The sequence below is a fragment of the Nocardia sp. NPDC002869 genome (assembly GCF_046764065.1).
Taxonomy (GTDB): Bacteria; Actinomycetota; Actinomycetes; order Mycobacteriales; family Mycobacteriaceae; genus Nocardia; species Nocardia rhamnosiphila.
In genome coordinates this window covers 1-16,334 of the sequence record NZ_JBKOOL010000128.1, presented here as the reverse complement: position 1 = coordinate 16,334, position 16,334 = coordinate 1, and the positions used below count along the sequence as shown (strand labels likewise).

General features: G+C 67.9%; 17 protein-coding genes. 10 read left to right on the top strand and 7 right to left on the bottom strand.

Annotation, left to right across the window (positions count from 1 at the left end):
- Nucleotides 1-264: MerR family transcriptional regulator (locus tag ACLML9_RS21225; RefSeq protein ID WP_411947170.1), on the top strand; the 264-nt coding region annotated here is incomplete at its 5' end.
- 65 nt (nucleotides 265-329) lie between these two features.
- Here ACLML9_RS21225 and ACLML9_RS21220 read toward each other — a convergent pair.
- The 3 genes from ACLML9_RS21220 to ACLML9_RS21210 form a co-directional block, all read right to left on the bottom strand.
- Nucleotides 330-512 (bottom strand): ATP-binding protein, encoded by a 183-nt coding sequence (locus ACLML9_RS21220; protein WP_411947169.1) that lies wholly within the window; start codon nucleotides 510-512, stop codon nucleotides 330-332.
- A 94-nt stretch (nucleotides 513-606) separates the two neighbouring features.
- Nucleotides 607-810 carry a cold-shock protein gene (locus ACLML9_RS21215; RefSeq protein WP_030521376.1) on the bottom strand — a complete coding sequence of 68 codons (204 nt, stop codon included), beginning with the start codon at nucleotides 808-810 and terminating at the stop codon, nucleotides 607-609.
- 187 nt (nucleotides 811-997) lie between these two features.
- The gene (locus tag ACLML9_RS21210) at nucleotides 998-1,591 is read right to left on the bottom strand and encodes an EamA family transporter (protein WP_411947168.1); all 594 of its coding nucleotides are present in this window, start codon (nucleotides 1,589-1,591) and stop codon (nucleotides 998-1,000) included.
- A gap of 28 nt (nucleotides 1,592-1,619) precedes the next feature.
- On the opposite strand from ACLML9_RS21210, the gene ACLML9_RS21205 reads away from it, so the two are divergent.
- Together ACLML9_RS21205 and rph are read left to right on the top strand one after the other, a co-directional pair.
- Complete coding sequence (locus ACLML9_RS21205; RefSeq protein WP_411947167.1) at nucleotides 1,620-2,120, top strand: LysR substrate-binding domain-containing protein; 501 nt, start codon at nucleotides 1,620-1,622, stop codon at nucleotides 2,118-2,120.
- Nucleotides 2,121-2,306: 186 nt separating this feature from the next.
- Complete coding sequence (rph, locus tag ACLML9_RS21200) at nucleotides 2,307-4,925, top strand: rifamycin-inactivating phosphotransferase (protein WP_411947166.1); 2,619 nt, start codon at nucleotides 2,307-2,309, stop codon at nucleotides 4,923-4,925.
- A gap of 196 nt (nucleotides 4,926-5,121) precedes the next feature.
- On the opposite strand, the gene ACLML9_RS21195 is transcribed toward rph, so the two are convergent.
- The 4 genes from ACLML9_RS21195 to mftE form a co-directional block, all read right to left on the bottom strand.
- The gene (locus tag ACLML9_RS21195; protein WP_411947165.1) at nucleotides 5,122-6,798 is read right to left on the bottom strand and encodes a fumarate hydratase; all 1,677 of its coding nucleotides are present in this window, start codon (nucleotides 6,796-6,798) and stop codon (nucleotides 5,122-5,124) included.
- Nucleotides 6,799-6,984: 186 nt separating this feature from the next.
- Nucleotides 6,985-8,247: a cytochrome P450 gene (locus ACLML9_RS21190; protein WP_411947164.1), complete on the bottom strand. Its 1,263-nt coding sequence runs from the start codon at nucleotides 8,245-8,247 to the stop codon at nucleotides 6,985-6,987.
- A gap of 168 nt (nucleotides 8,248-8,415) precedes the next feature.
- Nucleotides 8,416-9,636, bottom strand: a complete 1,221-nt coding sequence (mftD, locus tag ACLML9_RS21185; protein WP_411947163.1) for a pre-mycofactocin synthase MftD — start codon at nucleotides 9,634-9,636, stop codon at nucleotides 8,416-8,418.
- A complete protein-coding gene (mftE, locus tag ACLML9_RS21180; RefSeq protein ID WP_411947171.1) occupies nucleotides 9,633-10,331 on the bottom strand; it encodes a mycofactocin biosynthesis peptidyl-dipeptidase MftE in 699 nt (232 codons plus the stop codon). The genes mftD and mftE overlap by 4 nt, the downstream gene beginning before the upstream one ends.
- Nucleotides 10,332-10,465: 134 nt before the next feature.
- On the opposite strand from mftE, the gene mftR reads away from it, so the two are divergent.
- The 7 genes from mftR (at nucleotide 10,466) to ACLML9_RS21145 (ending at nucleotide 16,277) form a co-directional block, all read left to right on the top strand.
- Entirely contained in the window at nucleotides 10,466-11,083 is a 618-nt protein-coding gene (gene mftR, locus ACLML9_RS21175; RefSeq protein ID WP_265804803.1) for a mycofactocin system transcriptional regulator, read from the top strand.
- Nucleotides 11,084-11,200: 117 nt separating this feature from the next.
- Nucleotides 11,201-12,103, top strand: a complete 903-nt coding sequence (locus ACLML9_RS21170) for an STAS domain-containing protein (protein ID WP_030521382.1) — start codon at nucleotides 11,201-11,203, stop codon at nucleotides 12,101-12,103.
- A gap of 12 nt (nucleotides 12,104-12,115) precedes the next feature.
- Nucleotides 12,116-12,505, top strand: a complete 390-nt coding sequence (locus ACLML9_RS21165; protein ID WP_030521383.1) for an STAS domain-containing protein — start codon at nucleotides 12,116-12,118, stop codon at nucleotides 12,503-12,505.
- Nucleotides 12,483-12,908 (top strand): anti-sigma regulatory factor, encoded by a 426-nt coding sequence (locus ACLML9_RS21160; RefSeq protein ID WP_036513668.1) that lies wholly within the window; start codon nucleotides 12,483-12,485, stop codon nucleotides 12,906-12,908. Before ACLML9_RS21165 ends, ACLML9_RS21160 begins: the two co-directional genes overlap by 23 nt.
- A complete protein-coding gene (locus ACLML9_RS21155) occupies nucleotides 12,901-13,545 on the top strand; it encodes a SpoIIE family protein phosphatase (RefSeq protein ID WP_411947162.1) in 645 nt (214 codons plus the stop codon). The genes ACLML9_RS21160 and ACLML9_RS21155 overlap by 8 nt, the downstream gene beginning before the upstream one ends.
- Nucleotides 13,546-13,561: 16 nt before the next feature.
- A complete protein-coding gene (locus tag ACLML9_RS21150) occupies nucleotides 13,562-15,892 on the top strand; it encodes a SpoIIE family protein phosphatase (RefSeq protein ID WP_411947161.1) in 2,331 nt (776 codons plus the stop codon).
- 46 nt (nucleotides 15,893-15,938) lie between these two features.
- Nucleotides 15,939-16,277 carry an STAS domain-containing protein gene (locus tag ACLML9_RS21145; RefSeq protein ID WP_039825299.1) on the top strand — a complete coding sequence of 113 codons (339 nt, stop codon included), beginning with the start codon at nucleotides 15,939-15,941 and terminating at the stop codon, nucleotides 16,275-16,277.
- Nucleotides 16,278-16,334 lie beyond the last annotated feature (57 nt).

The following is a 16,334-nucleotide window of genomic DNA, read 5'->3' as shown; positions in this document are numbered from 1 at the left end:
GCCTACACCATGGGCCGGGCCGCGGACATGCTCGGCACCACCCAAGCATTCCTGCGCACCCTGGACGAGGCGAACCTGATCACCCCGCAACGCTCGCCCGGCGGGCACCGCCGCTACTCCCGCTACCAACTGCGCATCGCCGCCCGCGCCCGCGAACTCATCGACCACGGCACCCCCCTGGAAGCGGCATGCCGGATCATCATCCTCGAAGACCAACTCGCCGAAGCCCGCGAAATCAACACCACACTCACCGAGCAGGACTGACCACACCGATGCGCCCGCCGGCAAGGAAATCCCCCGGCCCCGGCCCGCGGCCGGTCACCGCCGGCTCAGATACCGGCACGCCGGTCGAGTTCGGCCCACACGGTTTTCCCGCCCTCCCGGTAATCGGTCCCCCACCGGGTCGCGAGCCGCGTGACCAGCAGCAGCCCGCGCCCGCCCGTATGGTCGGGCCGCCGGACCCGCGCCGGCGCGGGCGAGGCGTCGTCCACCTCGACACGGAAGCCACCCATGAATTGGATGAACACTTGATCGCGGCAGCCCCGGCACGGCCCCTGAAAAGCAAGAAACCCGCGCCATGGCGCGGGTTTCTGTGTTGGTCGGCTCCTAGATAGCGCGGACGCTCTGAGCCTGCGGGCCCTTCTGGCCCTGCTCGATATCGAACTCGACACGCTGCCCCTCTTCAAGGGACTTGAAGCCGGAGCCGGAAATCGCGGAGTAGTGGACGAAAACGTCAGGACCGCCACCGTCTTGCGCGATGAACCCGAAGCCCTTTTCGCCGTTGAACCACTTCACACTGCCTTGCGACATACTGTTATTTTACTTCCTGTTGCGAGCCGAGCGATCACTTCAACAACCCGTACTCACCTCCAGCATGCCACAGACCGGCCGCAACTGTCCCGAAGGGTGAGGCAGCACACGCCCGGCTCCGAAGCCGGCCGGCCCTCGTCGGACATCCGGGCGCTCTACAGCGACCGTCGTCTATCGGGCGCACACCTCAGATGGACGGGTCCGCGGCGGCGCCGCGCGCACCCGCAGCCGACGCGGAAGAACCGGCGTTCCCGACCGGGCCCGTAGAGCCGATCGCGACCGCTGTGGCTCCACAGATACAAGCGATTCCGAACCATCGGGAGCCCGACAGCGTCTCACCGAGAACGAGTAGACCGGCCAGCGCCGCGACGACGGGTTCCAGGCTCAGCAGGATCCCCGCGGTACCGGCCGGAATACGTTTCAGCGCAGCCATTTCCAAGGAGTACGGAATCACCGCGGACAGGATCGCGACCATCGCACCCAAGGCCAGGATCTCTGGCCGGAACACGGTGACGCCGTTGCTCGCGGCCCCGGCGGGGAGCCCGAGGCAGGCGGCCACCGGCAGAGCGATCCCCAGCGCCGAGTGCCCGAGGGTGGCGGCGAGAGCGCGGGAGAGCAGCAGATAGGAGGCCATCGCGGCGCCGGATATTCCGGCGAGCAGGAGTCCGAGCCAATGCAATTGGCCGGACGCCGGATCGCGGATCAACCACAGCCCGGCGGCCACGAGGGCCACCACCGCGAGGTCGCGCGCGCTCCGCGAACCCGCCACCGCGACGGTCAACGGGCCGAGCAGCTGAATTGTGCCGGCGATGCCGAGTGGCAGAGATATCGCCCTCGTCCTCCCGGCCCACAGTCCGCCGGTCGACGATCCCCGGTTCGAGCAGGCGGTGGTCTTCGACGATGCCCAGGAGCTGCTCGTAGCCGAAGAACACCCGCTCACCCGGCGCGACGCGGTGGAACTGGCCGATGCGGCCGCCGAGACCTGGATTGTGAAACCCGAACACAACGACTCCTACGATGTGCTCGTCGCCGCGTGCGCCACGGCCGGTTTCACCCCCCGCATCACCCACCACCTCAAAGAATGGTTCGCCGTATCCGCCGCCGTCGCACACGGTTTCGGTGTCTGCCTGCTACCGCGTATGGTGCCCGTTCCGGATCACCATCGAGTGGTGCGGATACCGTTACACGGGGCCACGCGACCGACCCGCGTGATCATCGCCGCCACGCGCCGCGGCGGCCGCGAACATCCCCTCGTCGTCGCCGGCCTGGGCGCCGTGGCCGCGGTGGTGGAAGAGTTGAGGGGTCGCTGACCGCGACAGCTGCTCGAGAAGATTCGGTAGGCCCCGGCCGACGGGCGCGGACCTACCTGCTCGGCTTGTCGTGCCGCTTTCCCCATCCCCCTTCTACCTTATACACGATCCGCGGCCCTCATGAGACGTCGATTTGTGGTCCATAATCGCCCACTGATGCGGAAACCACCAGGTGAGGAGTGGCGGATGAGTTATGTGCTGGGCTTCGAGGAGATCGACCGGACGCACGTCGCGACCGTTGGCGGCAAGGGCGCGAACCTCGGCGAGCTGTCGCGGATCGACGGTATCGCGGTACCGGAGGGTTTCTGCGTGACAACGGCCGCCTTTCAGCGGGTCGTTGCCGAAGTGCCGGCGATCGACGACAGGATCGATCGGTTGTCGCAGCTCGAACCCGATGACGGGGAGTCGATCCGGGTGCTGAGCGCGGAGATTCGCGCAGCGATCGAAGAATGCGCTGTTCCCGGCGATGTGGCGGCGGCGATCACCGGCGCACTCGCCCGGCTCGGGGCGCAGGATGCCTGTGCCGTCCGATCCAGCGCGACGGCCGAGGATCTGCCGACCGCGTCGTTCGCCGGTCAGCAGGACACCTTCCTGAACGTCGCGGGACCGGAGGCGGTGCTGCGGCACGTCGGCCGGTGCTGGGGATCGCTGTTCACCGAGCGCGCCGTCACCTACCGCCTGCGTAACGGCTTCGATCAGCGGACGGTGCGGATGGGGGTGGTCGTGCAGCGGATGGTGTTTCCGCGGGCGGCCGGCATCCTGGTCACCGCGGACCCCCTCACGTCCAACCGGAAGGTGGTTTCCGTGGACGCCGGGTTCGGCCTCGGTGAGGCCCTGGTCTCCGGTCTGGTGAACCCGGATGTCTACACGGTGCGTGACGGCGAAGTCGTTTCCGAGACGGTGGCCACGAAACGGATCGCTGTCGAGGCCGCACCGGAGGGCGGCACACGCGTCGCGGAGATCGAGCCCGAACGGCAGAACCGGCCGGTGCTCACCCCGGCGCAGATCGTGCGCCTCGCGCAACTGGGCCGCCGCATCGAGGCGCATTTCGGCAGCCCCCAGGATATCGAATGGTGCCTGGTGGACGACGAGTTCCGCATCGTGCAGAGCCGGCCGATCACCACACTGTTCCCGATTCCCGAGGCCGACGACGACGAAAACCACGTATACATCTCCGTCGGCCATCAGCAGATGATGACCGACCCCATGAAGCCACTGGGACTCTCCGTATGGCAACTGACCAGCCCGGCGCCTATGCGGCACGCGGGCGGGCGGTTGTTCGTCGACGCCACCCGGCGCCTGGCTACGCCCGCGGCTCGCGCGGCCATGGTGGAGGGTTTCAGCAAATCCGATCCGCTGACCGGGGACGCGCTGCGGACCGTTCTCGAGCGTGACGACTTCCTCCCGTCGGGCCCGGACGAGGGGCCCGGCGGTCCGCTGGCCGCCGCCGGCCCCACCCTGATCGAGGCCGATCCGGCCGTGGTCGCCGAGCTGATCGCGGACAGCGAGGCGTCCCTGGAGGCCCTGAAACGCGATATCGGAACCAAATCCGGGCCGGAGCTGGTCGACTTCGTCCTGGCCGATTTCCGAGAGCTGCGCCGGGTGCTGTTCCATCCGCGCAGCCAGCAGGTCATCAAGGCGGGAATGGAGGCCACCTGGTGGCTCAACGATCAGCTGCAGGAGTGGCTGGGCGAGAAGAACGCGGCCGATATCCTCGCGCAATCGGTTCCGCACAACGTCACCGCGGAGATGGGTCTGGCGTTGCTCGATGTCGCCGATGTGATCCGGCCGCACCCGGAGGTGGTGGCTTTCCTGCGGCACATCGAGGACACGGGTGCCGACGGGAGCGGTTTCCTGGACGAGCTGGCACAGCTGCCGGGCGGTCGTGCGGCACGCGCGGCCATCGACGCCTATCTCGACCGGTACGGAATGCGTTGTGCCGGCGAAATCGACATCACGCGGCCGCGCTGGAGCGAACAACCCGCCGCACTCGTGCCGACGATCGTCAACAACATCAAGAGTTTCGAGCCGGGCGCCGGCACCCGACGCTTCGAGAACGGCCGGCTCCAGGCCGAGCGGAAAGCGCATGAACTGCTGGAGCGGCTGCGCGCGCTACCGGACGGGGCCCGCAAGGCCGAGGAGACCATGCGGATGATCGACCGGGTCCGCACCTTCTCCGGATACCGGGAGTATCCGAAATACGGCATGGTCAGCCGCTACTGGGTCTATAAACACGCTTTGTCGCGGGAGGCCGAGCGTCTCGTGCAGGCCCGGGTGCTGCGCGAGCCCGACGATATCTTCTTCCTGACGTTCGAGGAACTCCACGAGGTCGTGCGCACGCACCGGGCGAGTGCGGAACTCATCCGCGAGCGGAGGGACGCGTTCCGGTCGTACGAGGCGCTCACGCCGCCCCGCGTGCTCACCTCGGACGGCGAGGCCGTCACCGGCGCGTATCGGCGCGCGGATGTACCGGACGGTGCGCTACCCGGAATGCCGGTGTCCGCCGGGACCGTCGAAGGGCGTGCCCGGGTCGTCCCGGAAATGGCGCAGGCCGATCTCGAACCGGGCGATATCCTGGTCACCGCCTATACCGATCCGAGCTGGACTCCCCTGTTCGTCGCGATCACGGGCCTGGTAACGGAGGTGGGCGGGCTGATGACGCACGGCGCGGTGATCGCCCGCGAGTACGGCCTGCCCGCCGTGGTGGGTGTGGAGCATGCCACCCGGCTGATCCGGGACGGGCAGCGGATCCGGGTGAACGGGACGGACGGGTACATCGAGATCCTGTCCCGGCCGGACGAGTGAGATTCGAGGCAGCCCGGGCCCCCGAACTCGGCACGCCGTAGCCCGCACACGTCGAAGCCGCTCTCGGGGAGAGGAATTACGACCGGGTCGTTCGCCGGGGAACCCGACCGGGTCCGGGTCACCGGGCGTGCTCACCACAATGCGGGACCGCCGAGCCGGAAGCGGCGGGCGTGCCGCGAGCTCGGTACCCGAGAACTCAGATGCGCTCTTTGGACCTGGTCCGCACCCGCAGCGCGATCGGTTTCTGGGTTTCGGCGAAGAAATCGTTGCCCTTGTCGTCCACCACGATGAACGCCGGGAAATCCTCCACCTCGATCTTCCAGACCGCTTCCATACCCAGCTCGGGGTATTCCAGGACCTCCACCGATTTGATGCAGTCCAGGGCGAGCCGGGCGGCGGGGCCACCGATGGAGCCGAGGTAGAAGCCGCCGTGTTCCTTACACGCCTTGGTGACCTGAGCCGACCGATTGCCCTTGGCCAGCATCACGAACGACCCACCGGCCGCCTGGAACTGGTCGACGTAGGAGTCCATCCGGCCCGCGGTGGTCGGGCCGAAGGAACCCGAAGCGTAGCCGTCGGGGGTTTTGGCCGGCCCCGCGTAGTACACCGCCATATCGCGCAGGTACTGCGGCATCTCCTCGCCCGCGTCCAGCCGCTCCTTGATCTTGGCGTGCGCGATGTCGCGGGCCACCACCAGCGGACCCGACAGCGAGAGCCGGGTCTTCACCGGGTATTTCGACAGCTCCGCGCGGATCTCGTCCATCGGCCGGTTCAGATCGACCTGCACCACATCGCCGCCGAGGATCTCGTCGGTCTGCTCGGGCAGATACTGCGCGGGTTCACGTTCGAGCTGCTCCAGGAATACGCCCTCGGGGGTGATCTTGGCCAGCGCCTGCCGGTCCGCGGAGCACGACACCGCGAGCGCCACCGGGCAACTCGCGCCGTGCCGGGGCAGCCGCACCACGCGGACGTCGTGGCAGAAGTACTTGCCGCCGAACTGGGCGCCGATCCCGAAGGACTGGGTCAGTGTGAAGACTTCCTGCTCGAGTTCGAGATCGCGGAAGGCGTGCCCGGTCATCGAACCCTCGGTGGGCAGGTTGTCCAGGTAGTGCGCGGACGCGTATTTGGCGGTCTTGAGCGCGAATTCGGCGCTGGTACCGCCGATCACCACGGCGAGGTGGTAGGGCGGGCAGGCCGCGGTGCCCAGCGACCGGATCTTCTCGTCGAGGAATTCCAGCATCCGGGTGGGGTTCAGGATGGCCTTGGTCTCCTGGTACAGGAACGACTTGTTGGCCGAACCCCCGCCCTTGGCCATGTACAGGAACTTGTAGGAGGGCTGCGCGGGATCGCCGGGCGTGGAGTACAGCTCGACCTGCGCGGGCAGGTTGGAGCCGGTGTTCTTCTCGTCCCACATGGTGAGGGGCGCGAGCTGGGAGTACCGCAGGTTCAGTTTCGTATAGGCGTCGAATACGCCGCGGCTGATCCATTCGGCATCGTCGGCACCGGTGAGCACGCCCTCGGATTTCTTACCCATCACGATGGCGGTGCCGGTGTCCTGGCACATGGGCAGGATGCCGCCGGCGGAGATGTTCACATTCTTGAGCAGGTCCAGCGCGACGAAACGGTCGTTACCGCTGGCCTCGGGGTCGTCGATGATCCGGCGCAGCTGGGCCAGATGCGCGGGGCGCAGGTAATGGCTGATGTCGTGCATCGCCTCGGCGGTCAGCAGTCGCAGGACCTCGGGATCGACCTGGAGGAAAGTCCGGCCGCCGGATTCGAAGGTGCTGACGCCCTCGGTGGTGAGCAGCCGGTACGGGGTGTCGTCGGCGCCGATCGGGAGCAGGTCTGAATAACGGAACTCGGGCGCGGTCACCGATCGCACTCCTTTGGAGGTGGGCTGCGGGTCGAGCACGACGCAGTCGCCGGTGAAGGCGACTGCGCCGGGGTCTGGCACAGCGAGCCTAGCGACCGACGACCGCCGCGCTGCGAGTTAGGCGAACCTAAGCAACAATCCCGGGCAACGGAGCGGCGCGACCGGCGCACCGGTAGGCCCGGCGATTCACCAGACCAGGTCGAGCTGTTGGAGACCGCGGAAGTAGAACGCCGGAGAGTAGCTCGGATGATACGACGGGGCGATCTGTGCGCGCGGGAGCCGATCGGCAAGCATCGCCAGACCCTCGATACCCTCGTGATGGGCAAGGATCCGACCGAGACAGCGATGGATTCCCTGGCCGAATGCCATATGCCTGCGAATGTTTTCTCGGCCCCGCCGGAAGCGGTCCGGCTCGCCGAAAACATCGGGATCACGATTGGCCGCACCGAAGAGGAGCAGTACCTGTTGGCCCTGCTCGATAGTTTTCCCACCGATCTCTACATCACGGGTGGCAAGTCTGGAGAGTCCCCGGTGGGGAGCCTCCAGACGCAAGGTCTCCTCCCAGATCTCGGGTATCACCGCGGGCCGGACAGCCGCCTCACGCCACAACCCGCCGTCGTCGGCGGTCAGCATGAGATACACAGCGCTGTCGATCCCATCTGCCGTGGTGTGGATCCCGCCCGCGTACAGACCTCTGATGAACATCTTCATATCCGGTAGGGCTCTATCGTCCGGAATCTGTTCGTCCGCGTAGAAACGCACCAGGTCCGAGACGATGTCGTCGCGTGGGTCCGCACGGCGGTCGGCGATGAGCTGTTCGAGGTACAGCTCGTATTCGACGTACTGGTGCGCCAACTCGATTTTCCGATCGTGCCCGATCAACGGGCTCATCAGGCCGAGAAAGGCATCATTCCATGTCTCCACCCGGTCCATATCGGATTCCGGAATGCCCACCAACCGGCTGAGTACGCGCTTGACATACGGCAACGTGAACCCCGCGACGAGTTCCACCGCGCCGTCATCGACAAAAACGTCGATCAACGAAGCTGCCAACTCCCGCATGTACGGTACCTGCCGCTGAATCCGCTGCCCGTCCATCACTGCATGGCCGATGCGACGCATCGCACGATGCTCGGGCGGGTCGGTCTGCAGCATATGCCGGCCGGGCGGGCCTGCTTGCGCGATGATATTCAACACATCGGGTGGAAGCAGTTTATCCAGCGGCGGTACGGCAGAAGCATTGGAGAAGGTTTCGGTATCGGCGACCACGCGTTCGATATCGCGGTAGCGCGTCAGTAGCCAGGCACCGATCGCCGGGTTCCAGATCACCGGCGCATTCACCTGCGACCAGGCGTAATACTGAAACGGATCCTCCCGATGTGGGGATCTGGTCGGGTCGTAGTCGGTGTCGATCTCCGGGTGCGGGACAACGCTATCGGTCACAAGCATTCCTTGGCCACAATTCGTACGGATCCGCACAACCTATGGCACCCCGACCGGTCGCTACTCCCAGTGACGGGGACCACAGCCGCTATGAACACCGGGTTCCGCGACCGTAGACCGATTCACGCAGCTCCGAGCCCGGACCGTTCCGCAGATCGGCCCGGGCGAAGGGCATCAGACAGCTTCGACAGGCGTATTTGCCGGCACCCGGCTCTCGGTCACAGTGTCGACGCCCAGCCGACGCTCGAAACCCTCCGGGATCACGATATCGGACCGGTCCAGCTCGGTGACCGTGGTCTTGCGCAGCCCGAGCAGCGCGGAATCGATTCCGCCGCGCAGGATATCGAGCACGTTCTCCACTCCGGCCTGCCCGTTCGCCGCCAGACCCCACAGGTACGCGCGGCCGATCATCACCGCCCGCGCCCCGAGCGCCACGGCCTTCACCACATCACTGCCGCGCCGGATCCCGCCGTCGAGCAGGATCTCGATCTCGTGGCCCACCGCATCCGCCACCACCGGGAGCGCGCGGATGGCGGCCGGAGTGCCGTCGAGATTGTTGCCGCCGTGGTTGGACACCGAGATGGCCGCCACGCCTGCATCGACCGCGCGGCGCGCGTCGTCCACCCGCATCACACCCTTGAGCATGACCGGCCCGTCCCACTGTCGGCAGACCCAGGCGACATCGGCCCAGTCCGGCGGAGGCGTACCCATCCATTCGCCGTAGGCACCGAAAAAGCCCGGCGCGGGAGCCTCCCCCAGGGCCATATTGGGCGCGGTGAGGTCGGGCAGCGAACCCGATTTCAGATAGCGGGTCAGCCAGCGCGGTTTGGCCACCATCTGCGGCGCGAAACTCGCCATCGTCTTGAGGTCCAGCTTCTCCGGGATCACCGGGCTGCCCCAGTCGCGGCCGTGCGAGAACGACCAGTCGAGCGTGAGGATCAGGCCCACCGCCCCCGCGGCCTTCGCCCGCGCCATCCGCCCGGCGATATCGTCCTTGCTGCCGCACCAGTAGAGCTGGAAGAAGGTGGCGGGGTTGGCGGCGACGACCTCCTCGACCGATTTGCTGGCGAACGAGGAGAGCCCCATCGCGGTGCCGCGGGCCGCCGCGGCACGGGCCACGGCGACCTCACCGTCGGGATGTACGGCCTGGACGCCGGTGGGCGAGATGATCACCGGCAGAGAGATCCGCTGCCCCAGCACGGTGGTGGACTGGTCGCGGTCGCCGATGGGTCCGGCGACATGCGGGGCGAAGCCGAGCTCGCCGAAGGCGGCTTGGTTGTCGTCGATGGTCAGCCCGCGTTCCGAACCGGCCACCAGCGCGCCGTACACAGATTTCGGCAGCCGTTTCTTCGCCCGCCGATGCGCCTCGGCGACGGTTTCGAACCACGGATTCATGGTCGGATCCTTTCCACTGGTTCCGGCCACCACTGCCGGATCTGGTCGTACAACTGGAAGATGAGCAGGTCGAGCAGCCGGGCACCCTCGGCCGCGGTGGCACCGGTGGGATCGCCGAGCACACCGTTGGCGCTCACCGCCGCGACGCCACCGGCCCGCAGCCGCGGCAGGATTTCGGCGAGCGGCCGGGTATCACCGGGTTCGGCGCGGTCGGCGCGCACGCGGTCCGGGTCGAGCGCCAGTTGCAGCGAGGTTTCGGTCCGTCCGGCGTGCGCGTCGCCGTCGTGGCGCGGCAGGAACAGCCGGATATCGCGGGATTCGCGCCGCAGCAGGTCCACTGCCCGGCGCAGCGCCTCGATATTGCCGCCGTGCCCGTTGACCAGCACGATCCGCTCGAAAGTAGCGGTCGCCGAACGGCACAGTTCCACGACCAGCAGTTCCAGGGCCGCCAAACCTATCGACAGCGTGCCGGGGAATCCGGCGTGCTCGCCGCTGGCGCCGTAGGCGATCGCGGGGGCGACGAGCACATCGGGACGTCGCGCGGCCACACCCTCGCACAGTGCGGCGGCGAGATCGGTATCGGTGGACAGCGGCAGATGCGGTCCGTGTTGCTCGGTCGCGCCCACCGGCACCACCAGCACCGGCGCGGCGACGCGCAGCGCGTCCACGTCGGGCGATGTGAGGTCCGCCACCATCATGGGCCGAGATTAACGTCAGTCACTGACATAATCAAGAGGCCCGCACCCGGAAGGGCTACGACGCCGCAGCGGGGCCGAAAAACATAGGGGTACCGTCCCCGAACACGGTGGCAGCAGCGCAGTATTACCGCGTGACACCACAGCACTCCCGCGGCCGCCCGCGGGGAACCACCAAACGCGAGCTCGAGCTGATCGCGATGCGGTTGTTCAGTGAGCAGGGCTTCGACGAGACCACCGTGGAGCAGATCGCCGCCGCGGCCGGGATCAGCGGTCGTACCTTCTTCCGTTACTTCCCGGGGAAGGCGGAGGTGCTCTGGTACTCGTTCGACGACGAGGTCACCGCGCTCCGTGCCGCGTTCGCCACTGTGCCCGATGCCGAACCCATGATGGCGGCGGTCCGGCGGGTGGTGGTGAACGCCAACCGGTACCGCGCCGAGGACGTCCCCGAGTTGCGCATGCGGATGAAACTGGTCGCCGACGTGCCGGCACTGGCCGCCACCGCGGGCACCCATTACGACGCGTGGGAGCGGGCGGTGGGCGAGTTCGCCGCCGGCCGGCTCGGAGAACCCGCCGATTCGCTCGTCCCGATGGCGGTCGGCCGCACCACACTGGCCGCCGCCCGGGCGGCCTTCGACGCGTGGCTGGCCCGGGCGGACGCGGATCTCACCGTGTACCTCGATCGGGCACTGGCGGCGCTGGAACGAGGTTTCGCCACCCCCGGCGCGACGCCGCTCACCTCGGCGCGGTAGAACCGGACCGGCAGGTTTCGCCAGTATGGACGCGCGGGTATGACTAGGCTCGGTATCGGCACGACCGCCGGAAAATCTATGATGTACCCGACCGCCGTCGAAAGGGGCACAAGTTACATGTCCGAGGTGTCCATGGGCCTTTCGGCGGACTCATTGGCTGCGGGACCCGTAGACAATCTGCTTCCGCAGCTCGTCGAGCACTTGCGCCAGAACCGCACCGCGCTGCGTGAGGAGTGGGCCCGCCGGATCACCGAGGCGCGCCTGCTCACCGCGATGACGCCCGAAGAGGTCTTCTCCGAAGCCACGTCGGTCTACGACAATTACGTCGAGGTTCTGGAGACCGGTAGCGTCGAGGCGCTGCAGGCCTACGCCCGCGATCTCTCCGAGCGCATCATTCCGCGCGGGGTGGAGACCGACGAGGTCCTCGGCATGGTGCTGCTCCTGCGCGACGTACTGGCCCGTTCGCTGTTCGAGAAGTACCAGTCCAATTTCGAATTACTGAACGCGGTACTCGACGCCTACGAACCTGCGGCCAACCGGATCGCCAACACGGTGGGCGTTTCCTTCGTGCAGGAGCGCGAGCGCGTCATCCGGCAGCAGCAGGAAGCGATCCGCGAGCTGTCCACCCCCGTGCTGCAGGTGCGCGAACAGCTGCTGATCCTGCCGATAATCGGTGTACTGGACAGTCAGCGGGCCCGGCAGCTCACCGAACAACTACTGCGCGCCATCCGCAACAATCGCGCCAAGGTCGTGGTCATCGATATCACCGGTGTGCCCGATATCGACTCCACGGTGGCCAACCACCTGGTCCAGACGGTCGACGCGTCGGGCCTCATGGGCGCCAGCGTCATCATGACCGGCCTGTCCTCGGAGATCGCGCTGACACTGGTCACCATCGGTTTGGACCTGTCGAAGATGAACGCGGTCGGCGATCTGCAGGGCGGTATCGAGGAAGCGGAGCGGTTACTGGGCTACGAAGTGTCCAGAGTGACCGAGCGCAGCGAACGCGATTCGCGCTGACCGGAAATCACTATGCCAGTACCGATACTCAAACAGGGCACCTATCTCATCGCGTCGGTGCAGTCGGCGCTGACCGACGCCGATACCGAGCGGTTGCAGGACGACCTGATGAAGCAGGTCAGCAAGTACCGCGCGCAGGGCATCATCGTCGACGTGACGGCCATCGATGTGATGGATTCCTTCGCGGCCAGATCACTGCGCACCATCGCGCACATGACCCAGCTGCGCGGCGCCGAAACCGTCATCGTGGGCCTGCAACCCGAGGTCGCGTTCGCCATGGTGCAGCTCGGCCTCACCTTCGAGGACATGCACACCGCACTGGATCTCGAGGAGGGCCTGGCCTGGCTGAACCACAAGGCTTCGCGGCGCCAGCACCGAGATGGTCGTGACAGTGCCCGCTGAACAGGTGGTTATCGCGGTGAAGATGTCGAACGACATCGTGACCGCACGTCAGGCCGGGCGTGAGCTGGCCGAGGAACTCGGCTTCACGCTCACCGACCGGACCATGATCTCCACGGCGATCTCGGAGGTCGCGCGGAATATCACCAGTTACGCCGGTAGCGGCGAGATCCGGCTGCAGGTCGACGAGCGCGACGGCCGCCGCGCCCTGGTGGTCCAGGCCAAGGATCAGGGTCCCGGGATCATCGATATCGCCCGGGCCATGGAGGACGGTTATTCGACCGGCCTGGGCCTGGGGCTCGGTCTCCCCGGTGCCAAACGGCTGATGGACGGTATGGCCATCGAATCCGCGCCCGGCCGAGGCACATTGGTGGAGATGTGGAAGTGGGTACCCCACGGTGCATGAGGACGGGTACATCGGCCGGATCGAATGGGCGATGGCCGGCCGAGCCCTCCCCGGCCAGGATGTGTCCGGGGATCGGTGTGTCGTCCTGGACACCGGTACCGGCACCGTATTGTTCGCGGTACTCGACGGTCTCGGCCACGGAGCGGCCGCGGCCGCCGCGGTGGACCGCGCGACCCGGGTACTCGCCGAGAACCGCACCGAGCCGCTGGACGTGCTGATGGTGCTGTGCCATCGGGCCATGTCCGATACGCGTGGCGCCGCGGTCACCCTGGCTTTGTTCGGTGCGGAGGAAACGCAGTGGCTGGGTGTCGGGAATATCGATTCGATCGTGCTGACCGCCGGCCCTACCGGGCCGCAGGTCAGCGCCACCGCGCTACAGAGCGGGGGGATCGTCGGATACCGGCTGCCGTCCATTCTGCAGCCGCAGACCGTTCCGGTCCGGCCGGGCGATCTGCTGCTGATGTCCACCGACGGGGTGGAGGCGGAACCGGGCCATGGTGTGGACCTCGCGAAGTCCACCGCCGATATCGCCCAGGAGCTGCTGAGCCGGCACGCCAAGGACACCGACGACGCCCTGGTGCTCGCGGCGCGGGTGCGGGGCGTGTCGAACGGAACCGCCCAGCGGGAAGCGTCGTGATCCGGCGAGGCCGGCAATGAGCACCGTGCTCGCGGCGTTCCTCGACGCCTACGCCGACGCGTTGCGCCGCCATCTCGCCGACCCGGAGGGCGACGGCCTGGCCGAGGGGCATGAGCTGGGCCGCCGGGCGCTGGTCGAGGGCATCAGCCTGCTCGATCTCACCGAGCACCACTTCCGGGTGGCGAAACAGGTACAGTCCCAGGCCGGCGAGACGGCCGGGCCGCACGATGCGGGCCGCGTGGAGAATCGGCTCGCCGAGGACGCGCTCGAATTCCTGCTGCAGACCCTGATCACGCTGGATGTCGCCACCCGCGGTTACCTCGACGGCACCCGCCGGTACGAACAGCAGCGGTCCCGGGCCGACGATCTGGCCGGGCGCGACGAATTCCGCACCGCCCTGGTCGAATCGCTGCAGGACGGGTTCTTCGTCGCCGATGCCCGCGGCACCATCATCGAGGTGAACAAGGCGTTCGGCGAGCTCACCGGCTACGCCGCGACCGGCGTGCCCTATCCGCTGCCGCATCCCTGGTCGATCCCGGAGGGCCCGCGTTACCCCGACCTGGGTACCGAGGCGTCCCGTTTCGTGGTACCGATCCAGCATCGGGACGGCCGCCGACGCTGGATCGCGGTGAGCACCAGCGCGCTGGTCAAACCCGACGGCGAGGAGCACATCTTCGTCGGCACCGTCCGTGATGTCACCGCCGAGCACGACGCCCAGGCGCGCGACCAGGCCGCGAACCGGCTGGCCACCGCGCTGGCCGCGGCCACCACGGTCGCCGAGGTCCTCGAGGTGGGGCTGGACGAGCTGCGGCGCACGGTCGGCGCGGAGACCGCGGTGGTGGCGGTCTGGGCCGGTCTCACCGCGCCGGAGGTCTACATTTCCGGCAATCCCCCGGCCGCCGCGGGCGGTTCCCGGCTCGAACCGGCGACGGAAGCGATTCTCAAACGCGCCCGCGTGCGGCCCGGCCGCACGCTCATCGCGGTCCCGGAGGGCGCGGGCAGCGCACAGGGCATCGTGGCGCCGCTCGGCGAGAAGAGCGATGCCGCGCTGTGGCTGCGCTTCGCCGTCCCGCGGGTCGTCGACGCCGCCGACTGGACGCTGTTCTCGCTGCTGATCGGGCATCTCAGCCTGGCCGTCCAGCGCGCCCGCAACTTCGATCAGGCGCGCTCCACCTCGCTGACCCTGCAGCGCGCCATGCTCGGTCCCATCGAACTCCCACCCCGGTTCTCGGTGCACTACGAACCGGCGCTGCCGCCGCTCGAGATCGGCGGCGACTGGTACGACGTGGTCCCGCTGCCCGACGGCACCATCGGCGTGGTGGTCGGCGACTGTGTGGGCCGCGGCCTGTCCGCGGCCGTGGTGATGGGTCAGTTGCGTACCGCCGCCCGCGCGCTGCTGCTGCGCGGCGCCGGACCGGCCCAGCTGCTCACCGAACTCGACCCGGTGGCGGCCCGGATTCCGGGAGCGCTGTGCACCACCGTCTGCGCGGCGGTGCTGGATCCGGTGCGCGGGCTGGTGCGGTACAGCAACGCCGGTCATATGCCGCCCATCCTGGCCGATGTGGACAAGACCGGGCGCATGCTGGAGGGCGGCCGGTCGGTGCCGCTGGCGACCTTCGAGACCCCGCGCCGACCGGAGGCCACCACCCCGCTGCCGCCCGGATCGACCCTGGTGTTGTTCACCGACGGCCTGGTGGAACGCCGCGGCGAGGATATCGACGAGGGTTTCACCAAAATCGCGACCATCCTGGCCGACACCGCCGAGAAGTTACCGCGCCAGGTCGCCGACTCGGTGTTGTCGGCGCTGCGGCCCGAGGGCGGATACGACGACGATATCGCCATGGTGGTCTACCGGCAGCCGCCCGCGCGGCTCCGGCTGGATGTACCGGCCCGCCCGGACCGGCTGGCCATGCTGCGTCGTACGCTGACAGCATGGCTGTCGTCCGCGGCGGTACCGCACAACCTCACCTCGGATCTGGTGGCCGCCACCAACGAGGCGTGCAGCAACAGTATCGAGCACGCCTATCGCGACGGCGGCGGTGACGCCGAACGGGTGGTGCTCACCGCCGAATGCGTAGGCGACCGGGTGGTCATCGAGACCACCGATACCGGGACCTGGCGTCCGCGTCCGGCCGATCCGGGACCGCGAGGTCGCGGCATCGATATGATGCGGGCGCTCACCGAAGAACTCGAGATAGATCACCATTTGGGTCCCGGAACCCGGGTACGGATGTCGGTCACGCTTCCGGCGATCACGTTCCCGGTGGCCAGCGCCCTGCGCGGGACCGCGAACAGGTCCGGCGGGGATACGATGCAGCGAGATCGAGAGACTCATGGCAGATTGTGATGATGTGACCAATACTCCTCCAGACGCGAACCCGCTCACGGATACGATGACGACCTCGGTCGCCGACCACGACGGTGTCACCGTGCTCACGGTGACCGGAGAGGTCGACCTCGCCACGGCTCCTGCCCTGGAGACCGCAATCGACGCCGCCCTCGACGCCGAACCGGCCGGCCTGGTGGTCGACCTGGCCGCCGTGAGCTTCCTGGCGTCGGCCGGGATGGCCGCGCTGGTCGCCGCCCATCAGCGCGCCGGCGACAAGACCACGATCGCCTTGGTGGCCGACGGGCCCGCCACCAGCCGGCAGCTCAAGATGACGGCTCTGGACCAGGTCTTCGCCCTGCATACGACGCTGGACGCGGCCCTGGCCGACTTCCGGGCGGGCTGAACCCCGGATATCGGAGCGGGCCGGGCCGGCGGATTACTCCGTCCGGCCCGGCCCGAG